The organism is Virgibacillus sp. AGTR, assembly GCF_016919725.2.
In the GTDB taxonomy this organism is placed as follows: Bacteria; Bacillota; Bacilli; order Bacillales; family Amphibacillaceae; genus Virgibacillus; species Virgibacillus salarius.
On the sequence record NZ_JAJERH010000049.1, the window covers coordinates 1 to 12,981 of the forward strand.

Annotated in this window: 11 protein-coding genes and 1 riboswitch; of the genes, 10 read left to right on the top strand and 1 reads right to left on the bottom strand. The window is 39.9% G+C overall.

All coding sequences use genetic code 11. The features are described from left to right. Positions 1–414: 414 nt before the first annotated feature. Positions 415–786, bottom strand: a complete 372-nt coding sequence (locus tag JUJ52_RS15820) for a DoxX family protein (protein WP_226983589.1) — start codon at positions 784–786, stop codon at positions 415–417. A gap of 402 nt (positions 787–1,188) precedes the next feature. Here JUJ52_RS15820 and JUJ52_RS15825 point away from each other — a divergent pair, with 402 nt between their 5' ends. The 10 genes from JUJ52_RS15825 to cysI all read left to right on the top strand — a co-directional run bounded on the left by JUJ52_RS15825 (position 1,189) and on the right by cysI (position 12,963). Then, positions 1,189–2,904 (top strand): ABC transporter ATP-binding protein, encoded by a 1,716-nt coding sequence (locus JUJ52_RS15825; protein ID WP_205389352.1) that lies wholly within the window; start codon positions 1,189–1,191, stop codon positions 2,902–2,904. A 379-nt stretch (positions 2,905–3,283) separates the two neighbouring features. Then, complete coding sequence (locus JUJ52_RS15830; RefSeq protein WP_121603973.1) at positions 3,284–3,499, top strand: hypothetical protein; 216 nt, start codon at positions 3,284–3,286, stop codon at positions 3,497–3,499. A 371-nt stretch (positions 3,500–3,870) separates the two neighbouring features. After that, complete coding sequence (locus tag JUJ52_RS15835; RefSeq protein ID WP_121604192.1) at positions 3,871–4,533, top strand: peroxiredoxin; 663 nt, start codon at positions 3,871–3,873, stop codon at positions 4,531–4,533. Positions 4,534–4,621: 88 nt separating this feature from the next. Beyond that, the gene (locus tag JUJ52_RS15840; protein WP_205389351.1) at positions 4,622–6,031 is read left to right on the top strand and encodes an MBL fold metallo-hydrolase; all 1,410 of its coding nucleotides are present in this window, start codon (positions 4,622–4,624) and stop codon (positions 6,029–6,031) included. A 128-nt stretch (positions 6,032–6,159) separates the two neighbouring features. Further along, on the top strand, positions 6,160–6,732 hold the full coding sequence (locus JUJ52_RS15845; RefSeq protein ID WP_205389350.1) for a TetR/AcrR family transcriptional regulator: 573 nt from the start codon (positions 6,160–6,162) through the stop codon (positions 6,730–6,732). A gap of 646 nt (positions 6,733–7,378) precedes the next feature. Further along, positions 7,379–7,729, top strand: a complete 351-nt coding sequence (locus tag JUJ52_RS15850; protein ID WP_026683029.1) for a DMT family transporter — start codon at positions 7,379–7,381, stop codon at positions 7,727–7,729. Further along, on the top strand, positions 7,729–8,043 hold the full coding sequence (locus JUJ52_RS15855) for a DMT family transporter (RefSeq protein ID WP_026683030.1): 315 nt from the start codon (positions 7,729–7,731) through the stop codon (positions 8,041–8,043). The genes JUJ52_RS15850 and JUJ52_RS15855 overlap by 1 nt, the downstream gene beginning before the upstream one ends. A 205-nt stretch (positions 8,044–8,248) precedes the next feature. Next, positions 8,249–8,351: riboswitch (SAM riboswitch) on the top strand. 136 nt (positions 8,352–8,487) lie between these two features. Then, complete coding sequence (locus JUJ52_RS15860) at positions 8,488–9,213, top strand: phosphoadenylyl-sulfate reductase (protein ID WP_034679895.1); 726 nt, start codon at positions 8,488–8,490, stop codon at positions 9,211–9,213. 112 nt (positions 9,214–9,325) lie between these two features. Continuing rightward, positions 9,326–11,158 carry an assimilatory sulfite reductase (NADPH) flavoprotein subunit gene (locus JUJ52_RS15865; protein WP_205389349.1) on the top strand — a complete coding sequence of 611 codons (1,833 nt, stop codon included), beginning with the start codon at positions 9,326–9,328 and terminating at the stop codon, positions 11,156–11,158. A gap of 89 nt (positions 11,159–11,247) precedes the next feature. Continuing rightward, on the top strand, positions 11,248–12,963 hold the full coding sequence (cysI, locus tag JUJ52_RS15870) for an assimilatory sulfite reductase (NADPH) hemoprotein subunit (protein ID WP_166530606.1): 1,716 nt from the start codon (positions 11,248–11,250) through the stop codon (positions 12,961–12,963). Positions 12,964–12,981 lie beyond the last annotated feature (18 nt).

Consider the following 12,981-nt stretch of genomic DNA (forward strand, 5'->3'; position numbering starts at 1 on the left):
AGTTTTTTGGGTTGTTAGCCAACATACTTTCGAAAAGGAAGCTGTATTTTATAAGGAGAAGAAAGCTTTATAATATCGAATAAATTTAAATATCCACAGAAAATAAGAGTTATGCACATTTTGTTGATAAAAAAATGGACAAAAATCAATATATGGTATAGATAAACAATTTGATCACAAAATAACTGCGAACATTTGTGCATATGTGGATAACTTTGTGGGTAATCACCGTTTTTCAACAGGAAACTGCCAAGTTATACACTATTTATCAACAGTTGAACATGAACTGGCAGTAAGCCCCCACCTCGAGCAATAACGTGAAACCAAAATTAGTAAGTGTGGAATCGACTGCCAGTAAATGTCCGACTGGTCTAATCATCCATGGGGATAAACAAAACCCCCACGGATTGGAGTTTACTTATTTCTATCCCAAATTGTTAGCAATAAAATGAACATGACAATATCAAGACGTGCTTCGAATAAGAAAGCAAGTAGATTTTGATTTAATAGTATTGGTAATTTGGTTAGATAGATTGCTCCAAACATGATAAGAATCAATGGAGGGACAACGATTTTTACATACATTTTACCAGCAATAAGTATTCCACAAACAATTTCAACGAGAGCAATTAGGAAAAGTGTTGTTTCTGGAAAGGGTATTCCTAACTGTGTAAATATCCCTTTGAAATCATGCACGATTAACTTCATCATCCCAGAAGTTATAAATACAAAACCAATCGAATAGCATACCCATTGATATAATGGCAACTTCAATGTACCTTTCACAAAATACCTCCCTTTTTTGTTGTTCGTTTAAACCTGCATGAATAGGCAGTAGGGATCCACCATAAGTTTTCGCAGAAATCGCATAGTGTAACTAGACGTTTCACTATCCGTAAAAGTCCAAACGGTGTGAACAGAAAAACATATTTTTGTGGATATATAAACCAACTTGCTTTGCACTATCGATGGATCGAAGCATAGCAGAAGTCTTAGGGTCAATAAAACTAGGCTAACCACCAGTGAGGCATGTAGGAGAACGCAACCGATGGAAGCTTCCCTTTATATATATGCAGAGAGGTAGACAACCTTGCCAAGCTTTTTAAAATCTTAGGTTGGCTATCTTGCCAAGCCCCATCATTAGCCTTATAATTTCTTTTAGAATGCAGAAAGGAAGTGTACTTGGAAATGATACGCCGTTTTTTCTCCTATTATAAGCCACATAAGCGTTTATTTATCATAGATTTTACCTCTGCAGTAATTGTTGCTATTCTGGAGCTTGCCTTCCCAGTTGCTGTGCAAAGCTTTATTGATAAATTACTACCTGAAAATGATTGGGATATCATTGTGCTGGTAAGTATTTTATTGTTATTGGTTTATCTGATCAGTACTGCTTTACAATATGTCGTAACGTATTTAGGACATAAATTAGGAATAAATATTGAGACAGATATGCGTCAAGAGTTGTTTCATCATGTTCAACGACAATCGTTTCGTTTCTTTGATAATACGAAAACAGGTCATATCATGAGTCGTATCACCAATGATTTGTTTGATATTGGTGAGCTTGCTCATCATGGTCCAGAGGATTTCTTTATATCCATTATGACGTTTATCGGAGCATTCATTATTATGTTTACGATTAATGTTAAACTAGCAATTGTTATTCTTTTCGCCGTGCCTATTTTAATTTTCCTTATTGCTTATAGCAATATAAAAATGAATAAAGCTTGGAAGAAAATGTATGAGGATATTGCCGGTGTTAACGCAAGAGTGGAGGACGCCGTGTCTGGAGTTCGGGTTGTCCAGTCATTCACGAATGAAACACATGAGATGGATCGCTTTACTAAGGACAATTATAGCTTCCGTAAAGCAAAAGTTGGTGCTTATAAAGTAATGGCAATTGTACATTCAAATATCTATATGCTTATGCGCCTAATAACGCTGGTTGTATTAGTAGTAGGGGCATGGCTCACTTATCAGGAGGAGCTACTTATTGGTGAATTGGTAAGCTTTGTATTATTTGTAAATGTATTATTTACACCGATTCAAAAAATAACTGCTCTGCTGGAGTTATACCCTAAAGGAATGGCAGGATTTAAACGATTTGTTGATCTATTAGAAATTGAACCAGATGTGCAAAATAAAGACGATGCAACAGTAGTAGATCATCTAAAGGGAAATATCTCATTTGAACATGTTACATTTGCTTACGAAAAAACACAAAAACCTGTATTAGATAAGCTTAGCTTTGGAATTAATGCAGGAGAGACGATTGCCTTTGTCGGACCATCGGGAGCAGGTAAGACAACCATTTGCTCGCTAATTCCACGTTTTTATGATGTGGACGGCGGGAGCGTGACAATTGATGGCATGGATATTCGCGATATGACGAAAGAATCACTTCGCCAGCAAATAGGTATTGTACAACAGGATGTATTTCTGTTTACTGGTACGTTGCGTGAGAATATAGCTTATGGAAAATTAGATGCGACGGATGAGGAAATTGAGCTAGCCGCACGTCGTGCTCATATGGAAGAATTTATTAAGGAGCTTCCAGATGGATATGAAACGCAGGTTGGTGAGCGTGGATTGAAGCTGTCGGGGGGACAAAAGCAACGGATTGCTATTGCGCGTATGTTCTTAAAGAATCCACCAATTCTTATTTTAGACGAAGCAACCTCAGCACTCGATACCGAGACCGAAACAATTATTCAAAGGGCTCTAACAGAGCTTTCCAAGAATCGTACAACGCTCGTGATTGCCCATCGTCTTGCTACAATCAAAAATGCAGATCGGATAATGGTGGTAACAAAGGAGGGCATTGAAGAAGAGGGGAGTCATGAAGATTTACTTAAGCGAGATGGTATTTTTGCTCACTTGCATCGTGTACAAATGCGCTAATAAAATAGTTTTTACTAGAAAACGTCAATACTGCTAAGATTACTTCACTAGTCTAAGCTAGTAGAGGAGCGCTCTGCACCTCTACTAGCTTTTTTAATAAGTTAAGAAAGTATAAAATCAGTGCAATGACTGCGTTAAGCGAAGTAGTTATTTTGAAATGGTTGATGTATATTGGCAATGCTCCGACTAATTACTTCGCTTTCCGTGGGCACGGCCTCAACTAACTTTGCAAAGAAACACGTTGCAAAGTGGATTTTCGGCTCGCGCAATTCCCGCAGGAGTCTACGTAATTAGTCTCCGCTATGAGAAGGTGCAACAATTCTTGTCATAAGTAATAGGTTGACTTTTTTTACAATGGGTAAAGTGAAAATCGCTATCCGTGAGTATAAAAGCAGCTGTGTTACTTCATGCTAGCGTTGTAGAGCCTGATAATAGCGAAGGCCGGCCACTTCAACTCCTGTGGGAAATGTTTGACCTAAAGATCCACTTTTTTGAGCGGGTTTTGCTAAAAAAGTTAGCTGAAGGACAAACCCCACGGAAAGGGAAGTGGGCAGCCGGAGTGGTGGTCAAGCAAGCAGTAGCTATTATTCCATAATAGCTACTAGAGGAAGCGTAAATCTGAGCATGTAGTGATAAGGACTGAGCGAATTTTGCTCAGTTTTTTTAATCTTGGCAGTGCCCGGGTTTCTAGCCATAGAATGGTACGTATCACACATCGGCGTCTGTCAAGTACTCAAGGGTTAGTTGTCTGTTATCCCGGACGAACGATCGAACCGCCTAGCGAATTCCCGCTAACTATTCGATCGTAGTTTCGTTGCTTTTTCTCTCACTAAACAATTATTTACAAGCACGCTAAATTGTTAACATTCCATGACAATTCAGATTTTTTTAACATGCATGTTTAGTCCACGTAATATAAAGGTAAAGACTAGCAGAACTAGAAGTAAAAAGAAAGGGGACTCAAACATGGAACAACAGGAACACCACGTGGAAGTAAATGGATTACCGCGAATTGGGGAGCAGGCACCTGATTTTCAGGCTAAAACGACACAGGGAGATATCTCCCTTCGTGACTATCAAGGGAAATGGGTTGTATTGTTTTCCCATCCATCTGATTTCACACCAGTTTGTACGTCTGAATTTGTTGCCTTTCAGGAGGTATATCAACAATTACGTGCACTGGATACGGAATTGATTGGTTTAAGTGTTGATAGTGTTAGTTCGCATATTGCCTGGCTGCGGAATATAGAAGCAAACTTTCAGACGACCATAGAATTTCCTATCATTGCTGATCTAGATCAAAAAGTAGCGACGAAGTACGGTATGATTATGCCAGAATCTACGGGCACAGAAACTTCACGAGCTGTTTTTGTCATAGATGAGAAGCAGACGATTCGCGCACTCATTTATTATCCACTTACAACTGGACGGAATATGAATGAGATTGTTCGCCTTGTAGAAGCATTGCGAACAACGGATGAATATGGTGTATCGACTCCAGCTAATTGGCAATCAGGTGACAAGGCCCTTGTCAAACCACCACAAACAAAGCAGGAAGCAAATGAACGAATGAATGATCAGGACTATGATTGCGTTGATTGGTATTATTGTCAGAAAGAAATGAAGTAGAAAAAGTTCCCCGGCTCTCCTTAGTCGGGGAATCTCCTAATAGTTCGTTTGTTAGAAATGTATGGAATAGAAGGAGGTTATTAGATAGATGTATTTAAAATACTTTTATAATTCTTCCTTAGCGCAAGCTTCCTATATGGTAGCCTGCCAGTCAACTGGAGCAGCTGCCATTATTGATCCAGCAAGGAATATCGATGCATATATCAATCTTGCTAATGAGCAGGGGTTTCATATTTCCGCAGCGGTGGAGACACATATTCATGCTGATTTTGTATCTGGTGTCACAGAGCTATCTCGGCGTACGGGAGCGACGATTTTTTATTCGACGGAAGGACCGAACAATGGAGGGTATGATTGGGATGATTGTTTAACCGTTCAAGGATTACGAGACCAAGACATTATAACGATCGGTAATGTCCAACTCAAAGCAATACATACTCCTGGTCATACACCAGAACACATGGCATATGAGCTAACAGATAAGGCGACAGCCAATTTGCCAATGGGGATATTTACGGGTGACTTTGTTTTTGTAGGAAATGTAGGTCGCCCAGATCTTCTTGAAAAGGCGTTAGGTGTGAAAGACTCTGCTGATAAAGGAGCTCGGCAGCTGTTTAAGTCGCTACAAAGGTTCAAACAATATGCTGATTATATACAGATTTGGCCAGGTCATGGAGCTGGAAGTGCATGTGGTAAAGGTCTTGGCTCCATACCTACTAGTACAGTAGGATACGAGCGAATGTATAATCCGGCATTTCAGTTTACAGAGGAGCGGCCCTTTGTGGACTTTTTGCTTCATGGCCAACCAGAACCACCCGCTTATTTTGCCAAGATGAAAGCAATAAACAAAAGGGGAATGACACCGTTAGCCAATGTGCCTGCCGGTGTAGAATTTCAATTACAGGGAGACCGTATCGCAGAATTAGCAAAAGACAAGAAAAATATAGTCATTGATACTCGAAATGCTATCGATTATGCTAATGCTAGTCTTCCAGGAACAATAAACCTTCCATATCCCGGGTTATTTGCTGATTGGATAGGTAAGCTCGTTGATTATGAGTCCAACATCTATTTCATAGCTGAGCCATATCGCTTTGATGAATTAAGAGAAATCGTTATAAGCATTGGTATGGATAAGCTTAGGGGGTTTTTCTCTACATCGTTAATTCAAACGGCATCCAGTCTACGTTCGTACCAAAATCAATCACCAACAGAGATTGAACGAAGGTTTCAAAAGAATGAAGTGCAAATTTTGGATGTGCGTTATCAAGATGAATGGGAGGAAGCACGCATTCCAGAAGCAATACATGCTTCGCTGCCACATGTAAAGGAGCGACTCAAAGAGCTGTCCACAAGTAAGCCGATAGCTGTTCACTGTGCCTCTGGAAAGCGTTCTGCGATAGCCGCAAGTATATTATTAAATGAAGGCTTTGAAGTAATTAATATACGAGGCGGAATGCAACAATGGAAAAATGAGGATTTAGGTTGGACGAAATAGGATAGTAAAACGATTCCTTCCGTCAAGTCTTTGAAGAAACAAGAGAGATGCTTGACAGGAAGGGATTTATCCTATAAAATGACTGAAAGTCAGTCAAGAGAAATGAATACTATGAAAGGGGCGGTGATATGGATAATAAAAAGGAAAAAATTACGAAGTCTGCTATTCATGTGTTTCGTGAAAAAGGGATAGAAAAAACAAAGGTTTCCGACATTGTAAAAGGCGCAGGCATCGCACAAGGAACCTTTTATTTATATTTTCCCTCGAAACTTGCAGTTATGCCTTCAATTGCTGAAGTGATGGTAGAACGAATCGTAGAAGAAATGGGGCGAAAAGTAAATCGAGAAACGGCATTTACGGATCAATTAGGTCAAGTCGTCTCCATTATATTTGACCTGACAAAGGAATATCGGGAAATATTTGCGCTGATTTTTGCTGGATTAGCCTCAAGTGACTATTTGAGTGAGTGGGAAAAAATCTATGAGCCTTATTATGCCTGGATGCAAGAATTTCTTGAGCAACCAAAGGCTGCTAGTAAATTACGAGATTCGATTGATATTAACGGAACAGCTAAATTACTAATTGGCCTAATTGAATCGGCCGCTGAACAATCCTATCTGTATGACCAACAAGACGAGGAGTCTGCTAAACAAAAACAACGAGAAGTCTTAGAATTTGCATTACATGCATTATGTAAGTAATTGGACTTGGTGTAATCCAAGTTTTTTATTAAAAGTTAAGAAAGTATAAAATCAGTGCAATGACTGCGTTAAGCGAAGTAGTTATTTTGAAATTTTGATGTATATTGGCAATGCTCCGACTAATTACTTCGCTTTCCGCGGGCACGGCTTCAACTAACTTTGCAAAGAAGAACACGTTGCAAAGTGGATTTTCGGCTCGCGCTAATCCCGCAGGAGTCTACGTAATTAGTCTCCGCTATGAGAAGGTGCAACAATTCTTGTCATAAGTAATAGGTTGACTTTTTTTACAATGGGTAAAGTAAAAATCGCTATCCGTGAGTATAAAAGCAGCTGTGTTACTTCATGCTAGCGTTGTAGAGCCTGATAATAGCGAAGGCCGGCCACTTCAACTCCTGTGGGAAATGTTTGACCTAAGATCCACTTTTTTGAGCGGGTTTTGCTAAAAAAGTTAGCTGAAGGACAAACCCCACGGAAAGGGAAGTGGGCAGCCGGAGTGGTGGTCAAGCAATAGCTATTATTTCATAATAGCTACTAGAGGAAGCGTAAATCTGAGCATTTAGTGATAAGGACTGAGCGAATTTTGCTCAGGTTTTCTAAAAATATAATGACTGAAAGTCAGTCATGTGGTAAAGGATGAAATACAGAAATGAATAAATCATGGATATATGTTGTATTAACGAGTGTTTTTGAATTGATCTGGATCTATGGATTTAATACCGCTAACGCTTGGTGGCATTGGGTCCTAATCATAGGAGCTATCCTTTTAGATCTCCATTTCCTGTCTAAAGCTTGTGAAAATCTACCAACAGGTACCGTATATGCGATATTTGCTGCTGCGGGAACAGTAGGTACAGCCATCATGGATATTTACTTGTTTGGTGGAAGTTTAAATGTAGGAAAAATGTTCTTTATGTTGATTCTAGTTCTAGGGGTTATTGGCTTAAAACTTTCGGATCAACCGGAACAGTCTGAAGCGACAAAGGGGGTTCAATCCTAATGGGTTGGTTATTTATTGCGAGTGCATCTGTATTTGAAATGTTAGGTGTCTTAGGTTTACGTCTCTATAGTCAACAGAAGACTATACGAAATGGACTGCTTTATATTGGTGGATTAGGTGGTTCATTCATCTTTTTATATGCATCCTTCTCGTATTTACTTGTAAGTGTGGCATATTCTGTGTTTATTGGCATTGGAACGGCCGGTGCGGTATTGATGAACATGATTTTCTTTGGTGAATCTACGAATAAGTATCGAATTGCTAGTTTGATTGCGATTATTATTGGAGTTACCGGGTTAAAAGCATTATCATAAGCATATTAGAATACACATGCTTTTGGGAGAATAGCACGTTCACATTTAGGTGATTCTTTTCATGATCTAAAAAAATTTATTGTCACATCTGGCTTGTGTTTTGTATATAACATGAATATCAAACTATTCTCATGTTTTGGAAAAAGGCATTGACTTTTTCTGGAAAACCATTTAATATATCAAACAATACAGTCATAGATTTTAATTCTTATCAAGAGAGGTGGAGGGAAAAGGCCCTTTGAAGCTTCGGCAGCAGGTTATTCTAACACTGTGCCAATTCCTACAGACAATGGTCTGATAGATAAGAAGAGTGCAAGATACCGTACAAATTACTCTTCTTATCACATGGATAGGAAGAGTTTTTCATAGCATGTTTATGTTTGCTTAGACCTTACGCCTTTATTTTTAAGAATAACGTAGGAGGGATAATGCGTGACAAGTCATATGCTGTCATATCAAGATTTTACTGTTGATCCTTTTAAAGATTTTCTTCCTGAGGATGAAACGAAAGGAGCCTCTACCATTTTAAGTTGGGCATATGAGCAATATGGGGATTCCATCGTTTATGCATGTAGCTTTGGCGCAGAAGGTATGGTGCTAATTGATTTAATAGCAAAGGAGAAATCTGATGCAGAGATTGTCTTTCTAGACACAGGGTTACATTTTCAAGAAACGTATGATCTCATCGATGAAGTGAAAAAAAGGTACCCTGATTTGCGGATTCGCTTAAAGCAGCCTGATTTGACAGTGGAAGAACAGGCAGCAAAGCATGGCTCGGCCTTGTGGAAGCGACAGCCAGATCAATGTTGTTTCATTCGTAAGATCAAGCCTCTTGAAGAAGAACTAGATAAGGTACCTGCTTGGATATCTGGACTTCGTAGAGAGCAGTCACCAAGTCGTAGTAAAACAGACTTTGTGAATAGGGATGAACGATTTAAAAGCATTAAAATATGTCCGTTAATTTATTGGACTTGGGACGATGTATGGAATTATATTCAAAAACAACAATTGCCCTATAATGAACTGCATGATAGAAATTATCCAAGTATTGGGTGTATTCCTTGTACCTCCCAAGTAGCCGACTCTGATGATTTACGTGCAGGTAGATGGACGGGGCAAACGAAAACGGAATGTGGCTTGCATACCACGGTTAATAAAAGCGAATCGTGATGATCTGAGTATTCATCTTTTTTATTTCGTTTAATTCCTAGTAAATTAATTGGTATACTAAGTATTTGATTGTATAGGTATAAAAAAGAACTTAATAGTGAGGTGGAACGTGTTGTCGTTGAATGTAACAAATAGCCCTTTTAATCACGAACAAATAGAACAATTAAATCTCCTGTTACCTACTTTAACGGATCATCAAAAGGTTTGGCTAAGTGGTTACCTTTCAGCTTTTATATCAAAAGAAGTCCAATCTGGTAATCCAGACCCCCAAGCCGTCAGTCAAGCAACGAATGCTGGCACAGATCCGAGAGAAGTAACCGTATTATATGGAACGGAGACAGGGACTGCCCGCTCATTAGCAGAATCGATGGCTGAAAAGCTAGACGCAGCGAATTTTTTGGTAACTTGCTCCGCGCTTGATGACTTTAAGCCAAAGAAATTAAAGAAGACAGAGGATGTATTAATTATAACGGCAACCCATGGAGAAGGTGATCCACCGGATAATGCGATCTCTTTCTATGAATTTCTTCACAGCAGAAAAGCACCTAAATTGGATCATTTGCGTTTCGCAGTGCTAGCGCTCGGTGATGAGTCGTATGAATTTTTCTGTCAAACAGGAAAAGACTTTGATAAACGCCTAGAAGAATTAGGTGGAGAGAGGCTATATGACCGAGTAGATTGTGATTTGGATTTTGATGAGCAAGCGTCTGAGTGGATGACGGGAGTACTCGGGGTTTTAAAGCAGTCATCTGAAGTTGTTGACAATACCGTTCTAGCAGGTCAACAAACGGCAGGCACGTTCGTTTCCGAACAACCTGGTTTTTCAAGAACAAATCCATTTATGGCCGAGGTTGTGGAGAATATTAATTTAAGTGGTCGCGGTTCCAATAAGCAAACCCGCCATCTAGAATTGTCCATTGATGGGTCTGGCTTTACCTTCAAACCAGGAGATAGCTTAGGGATATTTCCGAAAAATGACCCCGTATTAGTCGATCAACTTATGAAGGCGATGAATTGGGATGCAGAACAAACTGTATCTGTGAATAAACAGGGGGAAATTAGGTCATTACGAGAAGCTTTACTTTCCCATTTTGAGATTACGGTTTTAACGAAGCCACTAGTAGAAAAGGCAGCTACATTATTTGCTAATGAAGCATTAACCGATCTATTAACAGCAAGCAATAAGGAAAATTTAAAGTCGTATCTTGAGGGAAGGGATGTTTTAGATTTAGTAACCGATTTTCCGCCTAAGAAGCTGCTGGCTGAGGATTTTGTCAGCATATTACGGAAGCTACCTGCTCGTCTTTATTCCATTGCCAGCAGCTATGAAGCCAACCCTGATGAAGTTCATCTAACTGTTGGTACGGTAAATTATTTTGCTCATGGGCGTGAACGTGCGGGCGTCTGCTCCAGTCAAGTAGCCACACGAGTGGAAGTCGGTGAGAAATTGCCAGTGTATATCCATCAAAACGCTAATTTTCAATTTCCTGATGACCCGGAAACGAGGGTGATTATGATTGGTCCTGGTACCGGGGTTGCACCATTTCGCTCTTATCTGGAGGAACTAGAGGAAACCGAAGCGGAGCAACAAACATGGCTCTTCTTTGGAGAACAGCATTTCTCCTGTGATTTCCTTTATCAAGTGGATTGGCAAAAGTGGTTAAAATCTGGTGTGCTATCGAGAATGGATGTGGCATTCTCACGGGATACCGATCAAAAAGTATATGTACAGCACAAGATGCTTGAAAAAAGTAAGGATTTTTATGAATGGTTAAAAGCAGGCGCTGCTGTTTACGTGTGTGGAGACGAAAAGCATATGGCAAAAGACGTCCAGCAAACAATACTTACGATTTTAAGGCAGGAGGGAGACATGACTGCGGAGGAGGCTGAATCGTATTTGCAGCAAATGCGTCAGGAGAAACGCTACCAGCGAGATGTGTATTAATGGCTCTTGTTGGTTAAATAGGCATGTTATTTAGGATCATGCTTGGTGCTATTACACGTGAAGATTAAGGAATGGAGGGAGTTTAACGAATGGCAAAGGGAAAGGACTCACTACATGAGACCACATTGGATGATATGGAGCGAATTAAAAAAGAAAGTAAATTTCTACGAGGTACAATAACGGAAGGACTTGCAGACCCAATAACAGGAGCTATTTCGGATGATGATAATAAAGTGCTGAAGTTTCACGGGAGTTATCAACAGGATGATCGTGATCTACGGGATGAACGGAGACGTCAAAAATTAGAGCCTGCCTATCAATTTATGCTGCGAGTGCGTGTTCCAGGAGGAATTGCCAGCCCTAAGCAATGGCTGGTGATGGATGAACTTGCTGACAATTATGCAAATGGAACGATTCGTCTAACCACAAGGCAAGCATTTCAATTACATGGCATCTTGAAATGGAATTTGAAAAATACGATAAAAGAGATTAACCATACACTTATGGATACTTTAGCAGCATGTGGTGATGTAAATCGAAATGTAATGTGCAATACCAATTCATATCAATCGGCGGTCCATGCAGAGGTTCAAACGTGGGCACAAAAAATTAGTGACCGCCTCTCACCAAGAACCGGAGCATATCATGAGATTTGGCTAGATAAAGAAAAAGTAGTTGATTCGCGAGATGAAACGGAAATAGAACCAATCTATGGAACAACGTATTTGCCAAGAAAATTCAAGATTGGCATTGCTGTACCACCATCAAATGATATTGATGTATTCTCTCAAGACCTTGGCTTTATTGCTATTCAAGAGGCAGGTAAACTGGTGGGGTTTAATGTTTCTGTTGGTGGCGGTATGGGAATGACGCACGGAAATACCGATACGTATCCGCAATTAGGGCGGGTGATTGGCTTCTGTACACCAGATCAAGTAATTGCTGTAGCAGAGGAAATTGTTACAATTCAACGTGACTATGGAAATCGATCCAACCGTAAGAATGCAAGATTTAAATACACGATCGATGCAAGAGGTATTGATTGGCTAAAGCAAACGTTACATGAACGATTAGGCTGGGAATTGGAGGAAACGAGAAATTATCAGTTTGAAAATAATGGGGATAGCTATGGCTGGGTGGAGGGAAACGGCAAATGGCACTTCACATTATTTATTCAAAATGGCCGTGTAAAGGATACAGAGGATTATCCATTAAGGACAGGACTGAGGGAAATCGCAAAGGTGCATACGGGTGATTTTCGTTTAACACCTAATCAAAATCTAGTCATTGCAAATGTTACGAAACAAAAGAAAGAACAGATCGATCAACTTATCAAAACGTACAAACTAACAGATGGTGGGCAATTTAGCGGGTTACGCCGTAATTCGATGGCTTGTGTTGCGTTACCAACTTGCGCTTTGGCAATGGCGGAATCAGAAAGGTACCTTCCTTCATTAATTGAAAAGATAGAAGGGATTCTTGATGAAGCAGGACTACGTGAAGAAGAAATGGTTATACGCATGTCAGGCTGTCCCAATGGATGCTCGCGACCAGCTCTAGCAGAAATTGCGTTCATTGGTAAGGCGCCAGGTAAGTACAATATGTACCTTGGTGGAAGTTTTACCGGGGAACGATTAAGTAAGCTCTATCGAGAAAATATAGGCGAGCAGGAGATTTTAGATACACTTCGTCCTATTCTCAATCAGTATGCAAGGGAACGGCTCGATGGGGAGCATTTTGGAGACTACGTTATTCGAGCGAATTATGTGGAAGCTGTACATTCCGGACTTGATTTTCATAGGTAGTGCAGGTTTAAACCAGAT

Coding starts and splice junctions, on each gene's coding strand:
- JUJ52_RS15825 (WP_205389352.1), top strand. CDS start 1,189: ATGATACGCCGTTTTTTCTCCTATTATAAGCCACATAAGCGTTTATTT.
- JUJ52_RS15835 (WP_121604192.1), top strand. CDS start 3,871: ATGGAACAACAGGAACACCACGTGGAAGTAAATGGATTACCGCGAATT.
- JUJ52_RS15840 (WP_205389351.1), top strand. CDS start 4,622: ATGTATTTAAAATACTTTTATAATTCTTCCTTAGCGCAAGCTTCCTAT.
- JUJ52_RS15845 (WP_205389350.1), top strand. CDS start 6,160: ATGGATAATAAAAAGGAAAAAATTACGAAGTCTGCTATTCATGTGTTT.
- JUJ52_RS15850 (WP_026683029.1), top strand. CDS start 7,379: ATGAATAAATCATGGATATATGTTGTATTAACGAGTGTTTTTGAATTG.
- JUJ52_RS15855 (WP_026683030.1), top strand. CDS start 7,729: ATGGGTTGGTTATTTATTGCGAGTGCATCTGTATTTGAAATGTTAGGT.
- JUJ52_RS15860 (WP_034679895.1), top strand. CDS start 8,488: ATGCTGTCATATCAAGATTTTACTGTTGATCCTTTTAAAGATTTTCTT.
- cysI (WP_166530606.1), top strand. CDS start 11,248: ATGGCAAAGGGAAAGGACTCACTACATGAGACCACATTGGATGATATG.